The following is an 18,458-nucleotide window of genomic DNA, read 5'->3' as shown; positions in this document are numbered from 1 at the left end:
TTAAAAACATTAAACAAATGAGCAACTCATCTATTAAAACCTTCACAGAAATAGAAATTGATAGAATTATCGAGATGGCTTGGGAAGACAGAACACCATTTGATGCTATAAAATTTCAGTTCAATTTGAACGAAGCTGATGTTAAAAAGTTAATGAAAAAAGAACTCAAATTCAGCAGTTATAAATTATGGCGTGAAAGAGTAGAAAATTGCAATACCAAACATGCAGCAAAACGAATGGAAGGAATTGACCGATTCAAATGCAAACTGCAAAGAGCCATTACTAACAACAAAATTTCAAAAAGATAACATGAAAAACAAAATTCCTGATAATGTAGTGTTTTCTGAAGAAAATGGATACAATGCAAGCGTTTTACCTTATGCTACCAATGTTGGAGCACCAGCCATTTCAATTGATAATGTAGTCAATTGGAAAAAAGTTGGGATAACAAACGTAAACAAAGAATTAGCAAGCAAATTCAAAGAACTGAAAGCCGAATACGAAAAACTCATGCAAGAATACGAATGGAACGAAATCTTATACAATGCCAAATATTCTTTCGAACCAATCATTGGCGAAGTATATCATTTGTATTTAGCAAAAGATGGTTCCAATTTTCTTTCTTTAATTCGTTCTGACCAATGGGATAAAGAACACATTGGCTCTTTCAAATTGAACAGCAACAAAAAATGGATTCCTGCTGACGAAAACGAAGCTTTTTTTTAAATAATTGAATTCTTCCCAAATTTTGAGAAGAATTCAATAATATTGGATTAACTAACCCAACCAACCTTCTCTATCCAAACTACGATACTGAATCGCTTCCGCAATATGATGCGATTGAATATTTTCCGAAGCTTCTAAATCGGCAATAGTTCTGGAAACTTTTAGAATTCTGTCGTAAGCTCTTGCTGATAAATTTAAGCGTTCCATTGCTGTTTTTAATAATTGCAAGGAAACTTCATCCAAAACACAAAACTCACGAATCAACTTACTACTCATTTGGGCATTGTAATGGATATAATCCAAATGTTCAAAACGTGCCGATTGAATTTCTCTAGCTTTGGTCACACGTTTTCTAATTTCAACACTACTTTCCGCTTTTCTGGTTTCGGTCAGTTTTTCGAAAGGAACTGGTGTAACTTCAATATGAATATCAATTCTATCCAATAACGGTCCAGAAATTTTACTCAAATAGCGCTGCATTTCCATGGGTGACGAACTCACGGGCGCATTTGGATCATTAAAATATCCGCCTGGACTTGGATTCATACTTGCTACCAACATGAATGATGATGGATACGTTATCGTAAATTTGGCACGAGAAATCGTAACTTCTCTATCTTCCAATGGTTGGCGCATTACTTCTAAAACTTCTCTTTTAAATTCAGGTAATTCATCTAAAAACAAAACACCATTATGTGCCAATGAAATTTCGCCCGGTTGCGGATAACTTCCACCACCAACCAAAGAAACCGAACTGGCAGTATGATGCGGACTACGAAATGGGCGTTGCGCCATCAAACCAACATCCTTAGTTTTTCCAGCAACGGAATGAATTTTAGTAGTTTCCAAAGCTTCTCTCATGGTCATTGGTGGCAAAATACTAGGTAATCGTTTGGCTATCATGGTTTTTCCAGAACCTGGTGGACCAATTAGAATAATGTTATGACCACCAGCTGCTGCAATTTCCATACAACGTTTGATAGATTCTTGTCCTTTGACATCCGCAAAATCGTGTTCTGGAAAATCTAAGGTTTTAGAGAATTCTTCCGTAGTATCAATTACCGTAGGCACTAAATTGCCTCTTCCTTCAAAAAAATCGATAACTTCGGTTACATTGGTAATTCCATAAACATCTAAACCTTCAACAATGGCGGCTTCTTTCACGTTTTGAATTGGAATTAAAACGCCTTTAAAACCTTCTTCTTTGGCTTTAATGGCAATCGACAAAGCGCCTTTTATGGGTTGCAAATTTCCGTCCAAAGACAATTCGCCCATGATGACATAATTTTCAATTTCTTTGGAAGTAATTTGGGAAGAAGCAGCTAAAATTCCAACGGCAATTGTTAAATCGTAGGCAGAACCTTCTTTACGCAAATCGGCGGGCGCCATATTTACAATGATTTTTTTACCGGGAAATTGATAGGAATTGTTCTTGAGTGCGGCAGCAATACGAAAACTGCTTTCTTTTATTGCGGAATCTGGAAGTCCAACTAAGTGATACCCGATTCCTTTTTCTGTGTTTACTTCTACCGTAATGGTAGTCGCTTCAACGCCAAAAACGGCGCTTCCGAATACTTTTACTAACATGGCTTATATTTTTTAAATGGCTTATATTGATGCAAATATCTAAATAATAAATTAAATTATCCAAACATTTATTCCATTTTTTAGTTTAAAAATAGCATTTATTATAAATTTCTTACCTTTGCATCAATATTTTGAAAATAAGGCGGGAATTATATATCCATCTTTGATTTTAATCTTAAATCAATCTTATTTTCATCTTTTGCAAAATTTTGCATCTTGTCTTTTGGAAAAATTCCATCTTAGACAGTTAATCTAAAATAGTAAAAAATGCACACAATAGATTATATAATCTTTGTGGTTTACATGCTAGCAATGCTAGGTGTAGGCTTTTATTTTTATAGAAAAAACACCTCTTCTGAAGACTTTTATGTAAGTGGTAGAAACATGAACAGTTGGCATATTGGATTATCAGTCGTTGCAACAGATGTTGGTGGCGGTTTTTCAATTGGACTTGGAGGCTTAGGCTTTACCATGGGAATTTCAGGTTCATGGATGCTGTTTACAGGTTTAATTGGTGCTTGGTTAAGTGCAGTTTTTCTAATTCCCAAAGTTAGCCAATTGGGGCATCAGTATAAGTTTTTTACTTTTCCACAAATTTTCAATCATTTTTATAATGCCAAAGTAGCACTATTAGCAGGGATAATTTCAGCCATTGGATATATTGGTTTTACAAGTTCGCAAGTACTCGCAGGCGCAAAATTAGCTTCGGCAACAATAGATGGATTGGATATACAATGGGCTTTAATTATTATGGGAATTATTGCAGTGGTTTATACTGCAATAGGTGGTTTAAAAGCCGTAATTTATACTGATACTATTCAATGGTTAATTTTAATTGCTGGTTTGGTTTTCATTGGAATTCCTATTGCATACAATGCAGTTGGTGGTTATGATGTTATCAAAGCCACATTAGCACCTGAATATTTATCTTTAACTAATGTTTCTTGGCATCAACTGTTAAATTGGTCCGTTACAATAATTCCTATTTGGTTTATTGGAATGACTTTATACCAAAGAATCTATGCTTGTAAAGACGAAAAAGAAGCTAAAAAGGCTTGGTTCATAGCAGGTTTATTTGAATGGCCCATAATGGCATTTATGGGTGTTATTCTTGGAATGTTAGCAAAAGTAGCTGCCACACAGGGAATGTTTGACGGGATTACAGATGCTGCATCCATGGATAGTGAAATGGGCTTACCTATACTGTTAAGTACTATTTTACCAATTGGTTTAATGGGGCTAATGTTATCTTCCTATTTTTCTGCAATTCTTTCTACAGCCGATAGTTGTTTAATGGCTGCCTCTGGAAATATAGTAACTGACATCATTTCTAAATTTTATAAAAAAGAGTTAACACAAAAAAAACTGCTACAGTTATCTCAAATTGTAACTCTAGCAGTAGGTGTATTTGCAATAGTATTAGCATCACAAATGCAAAATGTTTTAGAATTAATGCTTTATTCTTACGCCTTTATGGTTTCTGGATTATTTGTCCCTGTTTTAGGAGCATTATTCTGGAAAAAAAGTCACCCAAAAGCTGCTTTTTGGAGTATGCTTTTAGGAGGTTCAACAACCATTGGATTAATTCTTTCCAATAACAAATTACCATTAAACTATTCATTACCAGAACATTTAGATGCTAATATCTTTGGAATTAGCGTATCTTTAATCATATTCATACTATTATCTAATTATCATTATAAAAAAAATAACAATGGAATTTAAAATTATTAACACAGAAACTGGAGAAGACAAAATCTATTCACATAAAACTATAGCTCAATTTTTATTCACTCATTTAGAACAATATGGCGACAAAATTGAAGACATTTTAAAATGCATAGATTATGTTATGAATCCTTCAAAAGGCGGAAATATTATAATTGGTTTAGAGAATGATATAATTGTTGGTGTTGTAATATTAAACAATACTGGAATGAAAGGCTTTATTCCCGAGAATATTTTGGTTTACATAGCTGTAGATAATAGTCAACGTGGAAAAGGTTTTGGTAAAAAACTAATGCAGAAAGCAATAGATACTGCCGAAGGAAATATTGCTCTTCATGTTGAGCCTGATAATCCTGCTAAAGGGCTATATGAAAGTTTAGGTTTTACCAATAAATATTTGGAAATGCGTTTAACAAAATAATATATTTTGAAAGAACTTATTCAACTTAGAAAGGAAATACATCAACACCCTGAAGTATCAGGAAATGAAGCTAAAACAGCGCAACGAATTTTAGCTTTTCTTTCGAAATACAAACCAGATGAAATTAGAACTAATCTTGGTGGTAATGGAGTATTGGCAATTTATAGAGGAAAAAGAGAAGGAAAATCAATCTTATTTCGATGTGAATTAGACGCTTTACCAATTCAAGAAATCAACTCGTTTGACTACAAATCAATAAACAAAGGGATTTCTCATAAATGCGGTCACGATGGACATATGGCTATTTTGTGTGGATTGGCAAAAAAAATAAATGAAAATCCAATAGAACAAGGAACAATATTGCTTTTGTTTCAACCTGCTGAAGAAGATGGTTCAGGTGCAAAATCTGTTGTTACTGATGAAAAATTTAAAGATATTAAAGTAGACTTTGCATTTGCTCTACACAATTTACCGGGTTTTCCACTACATCAAGTTGTGATTGTAGAAAATACATTTACTTGCGCCGTAAACAGTATTATTATTAAACTTCATGGTAAAACTTCACATGCTGGTGAACCTGAAAATGGAATTAATCCAGCACTAGCAATAAGCGAAATTATTTTAGCATTTAATGGAAAAATTCAAGAAGATATTTCACAAGAAAATTACTGTTTAATTACCCCTATTCATATTAATATGGGCGAAAAAGCATACGGTGTTTCAGCAGGATATGGAGAGATTCATTTTACGGTAAGAAGCGATAGTAATTCATTTATGAAAAAAACAGAAAGCGAATTAGAAAAAATTGTTGCCGCTATTGCTATAAAACATAATCTAAAATCAAACATCCATTGGACGGAAAGTTTTCAAGCCAATGAAAATGATTTGGAAGCTATAAAGTATATTAGAAAATCAGCTTCAACACTTAATTTAGCTGTATTAGAAAAAGAACTTCCTTTTACCTTCGGAGAAGATTTTGGATTAATTACCCAACAATTTAAAGGTGCCATGTTTGGACTAGGAGCAGGAAAAAATTCTCCTTCACTTCACAACCCTGATTATGACTTCCCAGATGAAATTATTATGACTGGAACTAGCTTATTTTATCAAATTACAAAAGAAATTTTACATGCATAAAAATTCCGTAATAGAAATTAATTCAATTGCACATAAAGAAAACATAGCTTTTCTGAGAAACGTATTTGGTGAAAAAACTATTATATCGTCAGTTGTAAAAGGAAATGCTTACGGACATGGTTTAAAAGAATTTGTAGAAATGGCTTTTGCTAACGGAGTCACGCATTTTTCTGTTTTTGATGTAGAAGAAGCTAAAATTGTTTTTGATACTTTAGAAGATAAAGTTACCATTTTAATCATGGGGTTTGTCGCTGATGATGATTTAGAATGGGTTATAAAAAATCAAATTGAGTTTTTTGTTTTTGAACGCTATAGATTAGCAAAAACTTCAAAAATTGCAAAAAAGCTGAAGCAAAAAGCAATTGTTCATATTGAAGTTGAAACGGGGATGAATAGAACAGGTTTTGAGTTAAGAACTGTTTCAAGAGTAGCCAAATACCTTATCAAAGAAAAAGAAAATATTTACTTTAAAGGACTTTGTACACATTACGCTGGAGCAGAAAGTATTGCAAATTACTTCAGAGTTTCCAAGCAAATTGAAGTTTTTAAAAAAGCAGAAGCAATTTTTAAATCAGAAGGAATTCAGCCAAAAATAAGGCACTCAGCTTGTTCAGCAGCGTCAATAGCATTTCCCGAAACAAGAATGGATTTAGTTCGTATTGGAATCATTCAATATGGGTTTTGGCCAAGCCAAGAAATATTAGTTAGTTATTTAAATTCTAAAAAAAATAAAATAGATCCATTGCAACGAGTTATTAGTTGGAAGAGTGAAGTAATGAGTATAAAAAGAGTTAAGTCTGGGGAATTTATTGGTTATGGAACCAGTTATATAGCTAGAGATAACATGAAAATCGCCACAATTCCGCTAGGTTATTCCCATGGATATTGTCGTTCTTTAAGTAATCAAGGTAAAGTTTTGATAAACGGACAATATTGTGATGTTATTGGAACAGTAAACATGAATATGTTAACTGTTAATATTACAGAAATTAATAATGTTAAAAAAGGGGACGAAGTTGTACTCATTGGAAATCAAAAAAGCTTATCTTTATCTGTAGCTTCATTTAGTGATTTAAGTAATATGCTGAATTATGAATTACTTTCACGAATTTCTAAAACAATACCTCGAAAAATTTTAAAATAATGGCATTTTTAAAACTATATCGCAAAAAATTACAAGAAAATTATTCGTTTTTGGACATTATTTTCAAAGAACGTAATATTGAATGGGGCGTAGTAACTAAGCTCTTATGCGGAAACACAATTTACCTTAAAGAAATCATTAGTCTTGGAGTCACTGAAATACATGATTCTAGAGTTAGTAACCTTCGAAAGGTAAAAAAACTTAGCCCAACTATACAAACGGTTTATATAAAACCACCGTCTAAACTAAATATTGAAAAAATTGTCCAATATGCTGATGTAAGTTTTAATACTGAAATTTATACCATTCAAATGCTTTCTAAAGAAGCAAAACGACAAAACAAAACCCATAAAATTGTTATTATGATTGAAATGGGCGACTTGCGTGAAGGTGTTTTGGGAGAAGAATTATTGAGTTTCTACGAACAAGTTTTTAGTTTGCCAAATATTGAAATTAGAGGAATTGGAACTAATTTAAATTGCTTAAGTGGTGTTATGCCTACTCAAGATAAATTAATTCAGTTAAGTTTATATAAACAGTTAATTGAAGCAAAGTTTGCTATAAAAATCCCTTGGGTTTCTGGCGGAACTTCTGTAGCCGTACCTTTAATTTTAAAAAACGCCAGACCAATGGCTGTTAATCATTTCCGAATTGGCGAAGCGTTATTCTTTGGTAAAGATTTGTTTACTGGAGAAACTATTAAAGGCATGCACAACGATGTTTTTAAACTCTATGCTGAAATAATTGAGATAACAGAAAAACCGGATAATCCAGTAGGGGAACTTGGTGAAAATGTAGCGGGAAATACCTATGAAATTGATGCCAATACTGATTTAAGTAAAACTTCGTTAAGAGCCATTTTAGATTTAGGCTTACTAGACATGCAACCGCAATACTTAATTCCAGAAGATGAAAACATTACTATTGTAGATGCTAGTTCCGATATGATGGTGATAGATATTTCTTCAACTACCAGAGAATACACTATTGGAAGTTTAATTTCATTCAAACTGCAATACATGGGCGCTTTGTATCTTTTAAATTCAGATTATATCGAGAAAACAATTGAATAAGTATTTTTTTTTTACTTTTAGTAAAATTTATTTGTCAATATGTAAAATAAACTTTACATTTGAACTATAATTTTAAAAACTAAAACAATGAAGACAAATTTCTTATTTCCAAATTCGTGGAAAATTTTCGGTTGGTTATTATTCATTATACCAATTGTTGTAACCACTTATTTTTGGATTACCGGCGGAGAATCTATTGATAATTTTCTTGTTGTAAACACTTTTGCTATTTATGATGACGGATTCATTTTACAGTCAGGTAATGGCTTTTTTAAAATGACTAAAAACGCCATGCTCGATGAAGTTCTTTTAGTTGTCTGTTTAATAGGCGGACTAATTGTAGGCTTCGCCAAAACGAAAAACGAAGATGAAATGATTACACACATTCGTTATACCAGTTTGGTTTGGGCAACTTATTTTAACATCATCATGATGATGATTACCACTTTATTTGTTTTTGGCATGGTGTACTTCAATGCGATGATTTTCTTTATGATCTCTTCACTCCTATTTTTTATTGTTCGTTTTCATTACATGATTTACAAATTCAATAAACTGAATAGCGATGAAGAATAATTTAAAAGTCTTACGAGCGATAAAAAACATTTCGCAAGAAGAATTAGCCAAACAAATCTCCGTAAGCCGACAAACCATCAATGCTATGGAAAAAGGAAAATATGTACCTTCAACAGTATTAGCTTTAAAACTAGCCAAGTATTTTGAGAAAGCTGTGGAAGAAATCTTTGATTTAGAAGATAGTGATTGAAATTCTTAATTTTAATACCAAAATCTCAACTGTTCTAAAGTTACTATTTTACTTTTTTAATTACTATCTTTTAATTTTATTTGTAACTTTGATAAAATTGTCATTTTCTACTAAAAATATAAGCGATGGAATCTATTAATATAACGCTACACGCAAAAGATGATGCTCAAATAGAAGCTGTAAAAGCGTTTATGAAAGCTTTAAAAATTAAGTTTGAAATTTCTAAAGAAAAAACATTTGTTTTATCCAGTGAACAACAAAAAGTATTAGATAGTCAAATAGGTTTAGATAAAAAACACTACAAAGACGCTGATGTTGTTTATACCGATTTAAAAAACAAATATGGCTTATAAGATTATAGTTTCGCCTATAGCAATCAAAAACATTGATCATGCAGTAAACTATTACGTTGAAAAGGTTAGTAAAAAAGTAGCGCTTGACTTTTTAAATGATTATAAGAAAACGTATAAAGATTTACAAAAAAAATCCTTTTTATCCTTTTCATGATAGCAATTACCGATATTTACCTTTTAAAAAATTTCCTTTTATTGCTTTCTTTTTAGTAGATGAACCTACTAAAACCGTTTTTTTAAACGCCGTTTTTAACACCCATCAGAACCCTGATAAAATAGAAAAATTGTAACTTATAAATACAACAAAACCCACTTAACGTGGGCTTTGCTTTTTTAAGCAGTTCCTTAAATGGAACCGTTTATTTTAAAATGGTTGCGGATGGTGCGCGGCTTTGTAATAGCTTTGTGGATTGAGGCGAAACGGTTAAGAATCGCCTTTCAATATTAATTTATCAATTAAGGTAAAATTAAGGCTTGTTTAATGTTGTTCTTTCCTACAGAACTAGAATCACTCACAAAAAGTATTATACTATCTTTTGTTATTGAATAACTATTTAAATAATTAAATCTTTCATATCTGCCTAAAACTTCTTGAACATTGTTTTCTATTTTACGGACTTGGATTGATGATTCTATCGTTGCATCTCCAGGTACATAATATATATGAATTTGATATTTTTTATCAGGTATTGAAATTTTTTCTATTATTGTATAATTCACATCAAATAGTTTGAAAGTAAATAATTGATAAAAAATAATAATGATTGATAAAATAAAAATCAACCCAAGTACTTTAAAAATTGTTTTTCTTTTCATTTTTTACCTATTCTTTTTAAAATAATTAAACCCAGCTTTAATCCATTTTTGGTCTCTAGGGTCATCACCATAAGGAGGAAGCATAGTCCTCTTTTCAGTCCATATAAGTCTGTCACTTTTTGTAAAAGTTGGTACAGTCTCTGTTTTATAAATTTGCCATTCTGGCTTTGAACCTCCCTTATCAATTTGATTATGTCCAGCTTGCTGAAGAATAAATCTTTCACTAAAAAGTCCATACGCTAAAGCAACCGCTCCAAAGTGATGATTTCCAATATCTTGAGAAGCCATTAAATTTCCTTCGAATGAAAATTGAGTTTTACCGTCATTCCCAAGACCAAAAATAGTGTTTTTATTATTCTTCAAGTCCCATTTCCCAAAATCAGTTACATTTTCCTTGAATGTAAATGGATTCCAAATACTTTTAGATTCATCCATGTTTTTGGTTAATGTATTTGAATAAATTTTATTTACGTCAATTACCCCACCCAATTCTCCAATTTTTTCTCCACCAGCACTTGTATTTTCAGAACTATATGTTTTATCTACATCTGCTTCAGATTTAGCATTTTCATGAACATATACACCATTATCACCATCATCTACATTTTTAAGAACATTTCCATATTCATCCAAATGAATAGAGTCAGGTGCCATTCCATCAGGGTCTATAAAAATAACTGGATTATTAAAAGCATAATTATAAGGTGAATGTCTCCTCATTTGTTCCGCCAACGGGTCAATGTTCATCCATCTACCCAAAGCTGGGTCATAATTCCTTGCACCATAGTCGTACATATTAAGCCCCAGCTCGTCCTGATACTCTTTCCCATTATACTTATACTTGTAAATTCACTACTTCTTAAAACTCCCAATTCCCTCCTCTAACCATTTTTTGTATTCCGTTACATCAGGAGTATAACCCACTGGCGTATTTAGATTTTCTTCATCATGTCCCATTAAAACATAATACGGTTGTACATTAGCTTGGTATCTTGAAATACCAAAATCACTCCATTTTTTACCGTAAGTCGTGATTTCTTTTCCGGTTACTGGTGAAACGTATTGTTGGTCTTTGGGTAATTCTTTTTTGTCGTCTACATATAAGGAAACCAAAACTACTTCTTCTTTCAAAAGCTTTAAAATTTCAGGTTTTGCCCAAACCAATTCTTCCATTCTACGGCAATTTACACAAGTAACACCAGTAAAATCAATTAAAACGGGTTTCCCAACTTTTTTGGCATAATCTAAACCGTGTTGGTAATCATGAAATGCTACTATATCATGCGGTCCATAATGAGCATGTTCTGGTAAAGCTTCGGTTGTGCTAGTTCCTCCTTTAGAATTTCCTACTCCATACGGACTTTCACTGTACGACATTGGAGGTGGAAAACCAGAAATTACGTTCAATGGTGCGCCCCATAAACCAGGAATCAAATACACCGTAAATGCCAATGATAACAATCCTAATAACAATCTTCCAACGGAAATATTCGACATTGGACTATCGTGTGGCAAGGTAATTTTTCCAAATAAATACAACGCCAAACCTCCAAAAATAGCAATCCAAATCGCTATAAAAGTTTCTCTTTCTAATAAATGCCAATCCATAACTAAATCAGCCATCGATAAGAATTTGAATGCCAATGCCAATTCAATAAATCCAAAAACTACTTTCACGGTATTTAACCAACCGCCTGATTTTGGTAAATTCCCCATCATACTTGGGAACAAAGCAAATAACATAAACGGCAATGCCAATCCAAAACCAAAACCTAACATCGCAATAGTTAATAACGTTGCGCCACCATCAGTCGATAAAACACTTCCAATAACTAATCCCAATGCTGGTCCAGTACAAGAAAATGACACGATAATTAACGTCAATGCCATGAAGAAAATGCCGATGAATCCGCCGTAATTGGAAGCACTATCTACTTTATTAGCTAAACTTGATGGAATAGTTATCTCAAATGCGCCTAAGAACGAAATCGCAAAGATGACGAAAATGACAAAGAAGAAAATATTCAAATAGACATTGGTAGAAATTTCATAAAAAATATCCGGACTCAAACTTTGGAAGATATGAAACGGCAAAGAAATTAAAACGTAAATAGCAATTATAAAAAAGCCATACATTAAAGCATTCATTCTGCCCTTAGTTTTATCACCTTTAGCACTTTGCTTCAAGAAAAAACTCACGGTCATTGGAATCATTGGAAACACACAAGGTGTAAATGTTACCAAAATTCCAGCCAATAAAGTGATTAAAAACAAGTTCCATTTATCGGTTTTCTTTTCTTCTCTCTTTATTTTTTTTACGGGAACTTCTTGCGTTTTCTCCGTTTTTGTTGTCTGATACACTTCTGTTGTATTGGAAACTGTATCTAAAAGGGTTGGATTTGGAGTTGTAGTAGCTTCAATCGCTTCTGGTTTAATTTCAGGCAATTTAAAAGTAAACGTTTCATCTTGTTGAATACATTGTTCTTTACAAACTTGGTATTCTACATAGACTTTAATTTCTTTCAAATTAGTATTTGTTACCTTAATAACTTGTTTGAATTGCGCCGAATTTTCAAACATGTATTCATCGACTTCAAAAATATCGTTGTATATTTTCTTGTATTTACTTTCGGTTGTTTTACCTACTAATTGGTAGTTGCCTTTCTGATTTTTGTATTCAAAAAGTGTTGGTAACGAACCTCCATCAGGCGTAAATTGGGAAAACATGTGCCATTCGTGCTGAATGGTTGCATCAAGAACCAATTCAAATTCATTGGCTGATTTTTGTATAACTTTTGTTTTCCATTGAACCGGATTTAAAATTTGGGCATTTCCAATAAAAGTCAGAAATAAGGCGATTAAGGCAAAATATTTTCTCATTATTCTAAGGTTATCTTTATGTAATTTTTGGTGTTTTCGTTGGTTAAAAATCTTTGATCGGCGCGTTTTCCAATTACCCAAACAATTTCGTAATTGGAACACAACAACCATTGATTTTGCTTATCAAGAAGCGAATATTTTTCATCTTTAAAAAACTTACTCAACTTCTTTTTTCCAATCATTCCCGTTGGATAAAAAACGTCGCCTTCTTGCCATTTTCTGATTACTAACGGCAATTTTAGCTGATTTTCATCTACAAATATACAATTTGCATTTACATTTGAAATGTTTGCTACTTTACAAAAGCTAAGTTTTAAGGGAATATTAACTTTACTTTCGAAATCCTTAACAAAATAGATTTCAACGTTATGATTTTCTGTTTTCTCAAAAAGCAACAAGCGATTTCTATCTTTCAACAAAACATGGGTTTCCGAAAAAATCTGTTTCCCTGAATTTGCGTTGACTAAGTCATAAATATCGACCCAAGCCGTGAAACCAAAATCTTTAAGCCATTGGTACAAATACGCTTTGTAATTGGGTAATTCCAATACTTTTGGGATATCAAATATATGTTGGTCATCCAATTGTTTTACTACCAAATCATAAGTATTTCTTGAAGCATCATTTACCAAAGCATTGGCTTGATTCAAGTGTTCCAATGTGTTTTCGAAAGTTGGAAGAAAATTGGAATTCAACGTTTTCAAAATCGGAATAACTTCATGTCTGATTTTATTACGAAGGTATTTCGTTGATGTATTACTCGAATCTTCACGCCATGAAAGTGAATTTTCTTCAGCAAAAGCACAAATTTCTTCACGAGAAAAAGGCAACAACGGACGCATAATTTTATCATTTGTCGCAGGAATTCCTGTCAACCCTTCAATTCCTGTGCCACGAGAAAGGTTGATTAAAAAGGTTTCTAATTGGTCATCCAAATGATGCGCTGTTAACAAATAATCGTAATTTTCTTCTTCCAATAACTGATAAAACCAATCATAACGCAACTTTCGAGCGGCTAATTGGATGGAAAGTTTGTTGGTATTCGCAAATTTTTCGGTTTCAAATCGGGTGCTAAAAATTGGAATTTGAAATTTTTCAGCTTGAAGTTTTACAAAGTTTTCATCTGCATCGCTTTCCTTTCCACGCAATTGAAAATTACAATGAGCTATTCCAATTGAGTATCTTAATTCTTGAAACAAATGCATCAAAACCATACTATCCAAGCCACCACTAACCGCTAAAAGCAGTTTTTTCTCCTTTAAATAAGGAAAATTTTGTTCGAGATGATTTTTGAATTTTGTAAGCATTATTAAGTAATTAGTAAAAAGGGAAAAGGGATTAGTTGTCTGATAGTTTATTAATTAGCGAATTTAGCATTTTTTCAATTTCATTAGACAAATCATTAATTTCTTTACAATCTTCTAATGAAATAAATTTTAGTTGAATAGCGATTTCAATTTGTGTTTGACATTCAAATAATGAGCCTCTAGCGATTTGAAGAAATCTTGAATAATCTTTTTTGTAATTTCTACCGTAACCTTCTGCAATGTTAGATGGAATTGAAACCGAACTTCTCTTTATTTGAGAAATTAATCCAAACCTTTCATTTTCAGGCATTTTAGACATTAAAGGATATATTAACGTAACCCAATTCATTGATTTTTGCCAAACAATTAAATCTCTATAACTTTTCATGTCTAATATCTTTTTACTTTTCCCTAATCTCTTTTTACTTTTCCCTTTTCCCTTTTTACTTATCCCTTTTCCCTTTTCCCTAACAAAACCTCAAACATCGCTTTTGCCTTCAATAAACACTCTTCATACTCCATTTCTGGAATAGCCTGAGAAGTTACAGCACTTCCAACAGAAAACGACAAATACTGATTTTTAGCATTATACAAAATACTTCGAATCACTACATTGAAATCGAAATCGTCAGTTGGAGTGAAATAACCTACTGCTCCACTGTATAATCCGCGTTTGGTTTCTTCTAACGCTTCTATGATTTGCATCGCAGAAATTTTTGGTGCTCCAGTCATGCTTCCCATAGGAAAAGTCGTTCTAAGGATTTCAATTGGCGACGTTGTATTTTCCACTTCGGAAACTATTGTTGAAATCATTTGATGCACTTGTTTGAACGAGTAAACTTGGCACAATTCTTCTACTTGAACACTTCCTTTTGTAGCGGTGTGCGATAAATCATTTCGAACTAAATCGACAATCATGATATTTTCGGAACGTTCTTTTTCGTTTTTAGCTAAATCAGTCTTTAATTGTTCGTCTAAAACGGAATCGTCACTTCGTTTTGCGGTTCCTTTTATGGGTTGGGAAATGACTTTTAAACCTTCTTTTCGCAAATAACGTTCGGGAGAAGCGGAAAGTAAATACTGAAAATTGTTCTTGAAATACACCGCAAATGGTGGTTCGGAAATAGCGTTGAGTTTTTGGTAAATTTCCAAAGGTTCAATTTGAGCGTTTTCAGCATAGAATTCCATGCAAAAATTGGCTTCGTAAATGTCGCCACGATGAATGTGCTCGAGCATTTTGGAAACTTTGGAGAGATAGTTTTCTTTTGGGATACGTTGTTGCACTTCGACTTCGCTCAGTGTGACATTAACAGAAATAATTGTACTGATTTCTTCGAAATCAGCTTCTATTTCGTCATCGCACATTCGTAAATATTGAATTTCCACCTCATCATCTTTGATAAAAAACAACTTTTTGGGTTGGAAGAAAAACAAATCTGGGAAATCTAAACCATCGAAATTATTGGATTGTAAAGCTTCAGTATCATTTTTTAAATCGTAGGACAAGTAACCAAACAACCAATCTTTAGTTTGACTTTGGTACTGATACAAATCTTGAAAGGCGTTCTCATAATCGGTTTTAATCGAAGTAAAAGCATCAACCGCCAAAACAGCATCATAACTCGAATACTTTTGATGGTACTGATTCGAATCTAAAAAAACGACTTCTCGGTGTTGGTTGGCCCAATATAAAAGTTGGTTTTTAAAGTCGGAAAAGTGCGAAATATCTTTTGTAATTACTGTTCTCAAGTTGGAAAATTTACTTTCCAAAAGTACAATAAAAAAATAATTTGTATCTTTAAATCACTAACTAAAACTATTCAAATTATGAAAATCACAACTATTATTGTCCGAGTACTTTTAGGAGCTTTGATGTTATTTGCTTCTATTTCTTATTTTTTTAACTTGGGAGAACAACCTGAACCAACAGGTGATATGGCTACCGTTATGGGAGGTTTTATGGCTACAAAATACTTATTTCCGCTCATAAAAACGGTTGAGTTATTAGCAGGATTGATGTTAGTAAGTGGAAAATTTGTGAAACTTGGCGCTATCATTTTACTTCCTGTCTCAGTAAACATCTTCCTAATTCATGCATTTATAGCTCCCGCTGATTTACCAATTGCAGCTTTTGTTTTATTTGCTAATCTTTTTTTAATTTATGCTAATTGGGATAGTTATAAAGAAATTGTAAAACCGTAATTTGAAATAAAAACCAAATAAAAAATCCCAAAATCTGCTGGATATTTTTTGTTTATAAGATTGTATTGCGACTAATATTGTATTAGATTTTTTTATTATTTTTGAAAAAAGATAAAATTGACATTTGTCATACATATACACCCAAAATTGGATTGCTAAGTATGATTTTGTCAGACATAAACAAGTTGTAAAACATTTTGAAACAAACTTTATGAGAAAAATTACTTTATTAGGAATATTTATTCCAATACTATCTTTTGCTCAAATAGACAATAAAATTGAAGGTCTAACTTTAGATATGCCTTGCGAATTAGAATATACTCGAAATCTTGGGAATCAGAATAACTATGCTTGTGTTGTTCAAGACAACAATGACAGAATTAAACAATATTCTGTTACTGTTCAAAATCTATTTGAGGATATGAATGGATTAGACCAAGAAACATTAAAAGCTTACAAAGACCAATTTTTAAAAACCGCAAAGGAAAACGCTACATCAAATGGCGAAAAAACAGAATCGATTGTTTTACCAAATGGACAAAAAGCATTGAAAATAGAATCATATTTAACTTATTCAGGACACAAGTTTCTAAATACATCAATTGTCTTTTTATACAAACAGAAAAGCTTTATTGTAAACCTAACAACAAATGATTTGGAAAAATCTAACAACCTTACTAACCGGATAAAAATAAAGTAATGAAGTATTATTCAGAATTTACAACAGAATATGTCAATGACATTTGCAAAGAATTAAGTGCAAAAGGAGTCATGGCTGACAAATTTGAGAACAAACCATTTGAGCCAGAAAGTTTTGAAACACTAACTAACTTTCTGCAAAATCATATAGTTAGGTCGCTTGACATTTTTACTTATTTGGACAATTTAGGTTTAGTCAATAGAGGAAAGTGCCCATATACTGGACAAAGAATTGACGAATCTTTTCCAAGTTGGTCTTTTATGAATAATCGAAGAGTTTATGTTTCTCACGAGGGTTATGCAATAATGCAAAAAGAAGACGATGAAGAATATGAAAAAATTATGGGACAACCTAAACCTCAAAAAAGTGCATCAAGTGAAAAAAGTGGATGTTACATTGCAACTGCTTGCTATGGAAATGAATTTGCACCTGAAGTTTTACATTTAAAGCTTTTCCGAGATAATATTTTAGCTAAAAACTATTTTGGTAGACTTTTTATAAAAACGTATTATCTGGTTTCGCCACCAATTGCAGAAAAACTAAAAAACAAAGAGAAATTAAATGCTTTTATCCGAAATCAGATTTTAAACAAAATCGTAAAACACATTAAATAATGGTTTGGTTTATTTTAATTTTAATTATTGTTGGTTATGTAATTTGGAAATTTAATGATGATTCCAAAAAAGTAGCGAGAAGAAATGAATCATTCGGAGGAATGAAAAAAATGTTTCCCGAATTTGTTCAGCACTTTGAAAATAACGGATTTGAACTTGTCGAAAATTCTGGAGCAAAATTGATTTATAAAAAAGCTTTAACCAATAATCCACCTTACAATAAATATTTTTTTTTAGGTATAGAAAGTAAATTTACGAATATTGCATTTGGTTATGTTATAAACGGAAATGGAGAAAAAATAAACGGACTAAATGTTGAGTTTGCCAAAAATTATAGACTTGAAGAAGTAGAAATGATTGTCCGAAAAATAACTGGAAATTTACAAATAACTGGAGCAATCTGAAAAAAAACGTTTTATAATCGAGTAGACTGCCCTGCCAGAAACTGACAGGGTGAGCCTCTCACACCACCGAGCATACGGGTCACGTACTCGGCGGTTCGCAAAAAGATGGGTTGAGTTGAATGTAGATTTCCGTTAAGGATTCGTATCCTTTTTGTTTCAAGCGTTTCAAGGTAATAGTTGTTCCTAAAATGGGACTTTGGGCAATCGCCCAACCACCTTTTCGAGTTCTGCTCCATGCATAGGCGTGGTCTTGGTCAACCCCCAATCGAATCAGGTTTTTCCTTTTCCTTTCAGGTTTCTTCCAGTCGTGCCAAATACAATAGCGGATGCGATTCCGCAGCCAACCATCCATATCTCGTAGTTTTCCCATGATGTTGGTTCCTCGAAAATAGTTTAGCCATCCTCGTTGGATTTCCTTTATCTTGGTGATACGTTCTTCTAGTTTGGCTGGGGTGGTTTTTCGGGTAATGCTTTTGAATCGCATCTTTAGGTTTTTCCATGCCTTTTCGGCTACTACGAGTTGGTATTGATTCTTGTTTCCTTTATTGTAAACGGGCACAAATCCAAAGCCAAGTAACGTAAAGTTAGAGGGTTTTCTAA

22 protein-coding genes and 1 pseudogene are annotated in these 18,458 nt (G+C 32.5%); 14 read left to right on the top strand and 9 right to left on the bottom strand.

Translation table 11 applies throughout. The features are described from left to right. Window positions 1-17: 17 nt before the first annotated feature. Together DPN68_RS11655 and DPN68_RS11650 are read left to right on the top strand one after the other, a co-directional pair. Window positions 18-308, top strand: coding sequence for a TIGR03643 family protein (locus DPN68_RS11655; protein ID WP_113989822.1), 291 nt, complete (start codon window positions 18-20; stop codon window positions 306-308). A 1-nt stretch (window position 309) separates the two neighbouring features. Beyond that, on the top strand, window positions 310-726 hold the full coding sequence (locus tag DPN68_RS11650; protein ID WP_113989821.1) for a DUF2452 domain-containing protein: 417 nt from the start codon (window positions 310-312) through the stop codon (window positions 724-726). A gap of 51 nt (window positions 727-777) precedes the next feature. On the opposite strand, the gene DPN68_RS11645 is transcribed toward DPN68_RS11650, so the two are convergent. Next, window positions 778-2,313, bottom strand: coding sequence for a YifB family Mg chelatase-like AAA ATPase (locus tag DPN68_RS11645; RefSeq protein ID WP_113989820.1), 1,536 nt, complete (start codon window positions 2,311-2,313; stop codon window positions 778-780). 267 nt (window positions 2,314-2,580) lie between these two features. Between DPN68_RS11645 and DPN68_RS11640 the strand changes: the two genes are divergently transcribed. The 8 genes from DPN68_RS11640 (at window position 2,581) to DPN68_RS11605 (ending at window position 8,935) form a co-directional block, all read left to right on the top strand. After that, entirely contained in the window at window positions 2,581-4,038 is a 1,458-nt protein-coding gene (locus tag DPN68_RS11640; RefSeq protein ID WP_113989819.1) for a sodium:solute symporter family protein, read from the top strand. Then, entirely contained in the window at window positions 4,028-4,462 is a 435-nt protein-coding gene (locus DPN68_RS11635; protein ID WP_113989818.1) for a GNAT family N-acetyltransferase, read from the top strand. The genes DPN68_RS11640 and DPN68_RS11635 overlap by 11 nt, the downstream gene beginning before the upstream one ends. A gap of 6 nt (window positions 4,463-4,468) precedes the next feature. Next, window positions 4,469-5,599 carry an amidohydrolase gene (locus DPN68_RS11630; RefSeq protein WP_239987109.1) on the top strand — a complete coding sequence of 377 codons (1,131 nt, stop codon included), beginning with the start codon at window positions 4,469-4,471 and terminating at the stop codon, window positions 5,597-5,599. Beyond that, window positions 5,592-6,743, top strand: a complete 1,152-nt coding sequence (gene alr / locus DPN68_RS11625; RefSeq protein WP_113989816.1) for an alanine racemase — start codon at window positions 5,592-5,594, stop codon at window positions 6,741-6,743. The genes DPN68_RS11630 and alr overlap by 8 nt, the downstream gene beginning before the upstream one ends. Further along, complete coding sequence (locus DPN68_RS11620) at window positions 6,743-7,816, top strand: alanine/ornithine racemase family PLP-dependent enzyme (RefSeq protein WP_113989815.1); 1,074 nt, start codon at window positions 6,743-6,745, stop codon at window positions 7,814-7,816. The genes alr and DPN68_RS11620 overlap by 1 nt, the downstream gene beginning before the upstream one ends. Window positions 7,817-7,903: 87 nt before the next feature. Continuing rightward, entirely contained in the window at window positions 7,904-8,392 is a 489-nt protein-coding gene (locus DPN68_RS11615; RefSeq protein WP_113989814.1) for a hypothetical protein, read from the top strand. Then, entirely contained in the window at window positions 8,382-8,582 is a 201-nt protein-coding gene (locus tag DPN68_RS11610; protein WP_113989813.1) for a helix-turn-helix transcriptional regulator, read from the top strand. Before DPN68_RS11615 ends, DPN68_RS11610 begins: the two co-directional genes overlap by 11 nt. A 125-nt stretch (window positions 8,583-8,707) precedes the next feature. Then, on the top strand, window positions 8,708-8,935 hold the full coding sequence (locus DPN68_RS11605) for a DUF2683 family protein (RefSeq protein WP_113989812.1): 228 nt from the start codon (window positions 8,708-8,710) through the stop codon (window positions 8,933-8,935). A gap of 456 nt (window positions 8,936-9,391) precedes the next feature. Here the strand turns inward: DPN68_RS11605 and DPN68_RS11595 are convergent, their stop codons facing one another. The 7 genes and pseudogenes from DPN68_RS11595 to DPN68_RS11570 all read right to left on the bottom strand — a co-directional run bounded on the left by DPN68_RS11595 (window position 9,392) and on the right by DPN68_RS11570 (window position 15,687). After that, the gene (locus tag DPN68_RS11595; RefSeq protein WP_113989811.1) at window positions 9,392-9,751 is read right to left on the bottom strand and encodes a DUF5412 family protein; all 360 of its coding nucleotides are present in this window, start codon (window positions 9,749-9,751) and stop codon (window positions 9,392-9,394) included. 3 nt (window positions 9,752-9,754) lie between these two features. Next, window positions 9,755-10,405 (bottom strand): polymorphic toxin type 44 domain-containing protein, encoded by a 651-nt coding sequence (locus DPN68_RS13330; protein WP_394336428.1) that lies wholly within the window; start codon window positions 10,403-10,405, stop codon window positions 9,755-9,757. After that, window positions 10,403-10,597 (bottom strand): annotated as a pseudogene (locus DPN68_RS11590) (RHS repeat domain-containing protein); the annotation flags it as partial. The gene DPN68_RS13330 and the pseudogene DPN68_RS11590, both read right to left, overlap by 3 nt. 6 nt (window positions 10,598-10,603) lie before the next feature. Continuing rightward, window positions 10,604-12,631, bottom strand: coding sequence for a protein-disulfide reductase DsbD family protein (locus DPN68_RS11585; RefSeq protein WP_113989810.1), 2,028 nt, complete (start codon window positions 12,629-12,631; stop codon window positions 10,604-10,606). Beyond that, window positions 12,631-13,938 (bottom strand): tRNA lysidine(34) synthetase TilS, encoded by a 1,308-nt coding sequence (gene tilS / locus DPN68_RS11580; protein WP_113989809.1) that lies wholly within the window; start codon window positions 13,936-13,938, stop codon window positions 12,631-12,633. Before tilS ends, DPN68_RS11585 begins: the two co-directional genes overlap by 1 nt. Window positions 13,939-13,969: 31 nt before the next feature. Further along, window positions 13,970-14,326 carry a four helix bundle protein gene (locus DPN68_RS11575; protein ID WP_113989808.1) on the bottom strand — a complete coding sequence of 119 codons (357 nt, stop codon included), beginning with the start codon at window positions 14,324-14,326 and terminating at the stop codon, window positions 13,970-13,972. Window positions 14,327-14,385: 59 nt separating this feature from the next. Beyond that, window positions 14,386-15,687: an anthranilate synthase component I family protein gene (locus tag DPN68_RS11570; protein WP_113989807.1), complete on the bottom strand. Its 1,302-nt coding sequence runs from the start codon at window positions 15,685-15,687 to the stop codon at window positions 14,386-14,388. A 78-nt stretch (window positions 15,688-15,765) separates the two neighbouring features. Between DPN68_RS11570 and DPN68_RS11565 the strand changes: the two genes are divergently transcribed. The 4 genes from DPN68_RS11565 (at window position 15,766) to DPN68_RS11550 (ending at window position 17,858) form a co-directional block, all read left to right on the top strand. Continuing rightward, window positions 15,766-16,140 carry a DoxX family membrane protein gene (locus tag DPN68_RS11565; RefSeq protein ID WP_113989806.1) on the top strand — a complete coding sequence of 125 codons (375 nt, stop codon included), beginning with the start codon at window positions 15,766-15,768 and terminating at the stop codon, window positions 16,138-16,140. Window positions 16,141-16,351: 211 nt separating this feature from the next. Further along, window positions 16,352-16,840 carry a hypothetical protein gene (locus DPN68_RS11560; protein ID WP_113989805.1) on the top strand — a complete coding sequence of 163 codons (489 nt, stop codon included), beginning with the start codon at window positions 16,352-16,354 and terminating at the stop codon, window positions 16,838-16,840. Next, window positions 16,840-17,454 (top strand): CFI-box-CTERM domain-containing protein, encoded by a 615-nt coding sequence (locus DPN68_RS11555; protein WP_113989804.1) that lies wholly within the window; start codon window positions 16,840-16,842, stop codon window positions 17,452-17,454. Before DPN68_RS11560 ends, DPN68_RS11555 begins: the two co-directional genes overlap by 1 nt. Then, entirely contained in the window at window positions 17,454-17,858 is a 405-nt protein-coding gene (locus tag DPN68_RS11550; RefSeq protein ID WP_113989803.1) for a hypothetical protein, read from the top strand. The genes DPN68_RS11555 and DPN68_RS11550 overlap by 1 nt, the downstream gene beginning before the upstream one ends. Window positions 17,859-17,937: 79 nt before the next feature. Here DPN68_RS11550 and DPN68_RS11545 read toward each other — a convergent pair. Then, a partial coding sequence (locus DPN68_RS11545; protein WP_317047776.1) for a group II intron maturase-specific domain-containing protein occupies window positions 17,938-18,458 on the bottom strand: 521 nt, incomplete at its 5' end.

Source organism: Flavobacterium tibetense (assembly GCF_003293845.1).
Taxonomy (GTDB): Bacteria; Bacteroidota; Bacteroidia; order Flavobacteriales; family Flavobacteriaceae; genus Flavobacterium; species Flavobacterium tibetense.
The sequence above is the reverse complement of the archived record's forward strand: the minus strand, read 5'-3'. Positions and strand labels throughout refer to the sequence as shown.

Bases quoted from the DNA above. Each gene is read 5' to 3' on its own strand.
- DPN68_RS11655 (WP_113989822.1), top strand. From the start codon at position 18: ATGAGCAACTCATCTATTAAAACCTTCACAGAAATAGAAATTGATAGA.
- DPN68_RS11650 (WP_113989821.1), top strand. From the start codon at position 310: ATGAAAAACAAAATTCCTGATAATGTAGTGTTTTCTGAAGAAAATGGA.
- DPN68_RS11645 (WP_113989820.1), bottom strand. From the start codon at position 2,313: ATGTTAGTAAAAGTATTCGGAAGCGCCGTTTTTGGCGTTGAAGCGACT.
- DPN68_RS11640 (WP_113989819.1), top strand. From the start codon at position 2,581: ATGCACACAATAGATTATATAATCTTTGTGGTTTACATGCTAGCAATG.
- DPN68_RS11635 (WP_113989818.1), top strand. From the start codon at position 4,028: ATGGAATTTAAAATTATTAACACAGAAACTGGAGAAGACAAAATCTAT.
- alr (WP_113989816.1), top strand. From the start codon at position 5,592: ATGCATAAAAATTCCGTAATAGAAATTAATTCAATTGCACATAAAGAA.
- DPN68_RS11620 (WP_113989815.1), top strand. From the start codon at position 6,743: ATGGCATTTTTAAAACTATATCGCAAAAAATTACAAGAAAATTATTCG.
- DPN68_RS11615 (WP_113989814.1), top strand. From the start codon at position 7,904: ATGAAGACAAATTTCTTATTTCCAAATTCGTGGAAAATTTTCGGTTGG.
- DPN68_RS11610 (WP_113989813.1), top strand. From the start codon at position 8,382: ATGAAGAATAATTTAAAAGTCTTACGAGCGATAAAAAACATTTCGCAA.
- DPN68_RS11605 (WP_113989812.1), top strand. From the start codon at position 8,708: ATGGAATCTATTAATATAACGCTACACGCAAAAGATGATGCTCAAATA.
- DPN68_RS11595 (WP_113989811.1), bottom strand. From the start codon at position 9,751: ATGAAAAGAAAAACAATTTTTAAAGTACTTGGGTTGATTTTTATTTTA.
- DPN68_RS13330 (WP_394336428.1), bottom strand. From the start codon at position 10,405: ATGGCACCTGACTCTATTCATTTGGATGAATATGGAAATGTTCTTAAA.
- DPN68_RS11585 (WP_113989810.1), bottom strand. From the start codon at position 12,631: ATGAGAAAATATTTTGCCTTAATCGCCTTATTTCTGACTTTTATTGGA.
- tilS (WP_113989809.1), bottom strand. From the start codon at position 13,938: ATGCTTACAAAATTCAAAAATCATCTCGAACAAAATTTTCCTTATTTA.
- DPN68_RS11575 (WP_113989808.1), bottom strand. From the start codon at position 14,326: ATGAAAAGTTATAGAGATTTAATTGTTTGGCAAAAATCAATGAATTGG.
- DPN68_RS11565 (WP_113989806.1), top strand. From the start codon at position 15,766: ATGAAAATCACAACTATTATTGTCCGAGTACTTTTAGGAGCTTTGATG.
- DPN68_RS11560 (WP_113989805.1), top strand. From the start codon at position 16,352: ATGAGAAAAATTACTTTATTAGGAATATTTATTCCAATACTATCTTTT.
- DPN68_RS11555 (WP_113989804.1), top strand. From the start codon at position 16,840: ATGAAGTATTATTCAGAATTTACAACAGAATATGTCAATGACATTTGC.
- DPN68_RS11550 (WP_113989803.1), top strand. From the start codon at position 17,454: ATGGTTTGGTTTATTTTAATTTTAATTATTGTTGGTTATGTAATTTGG.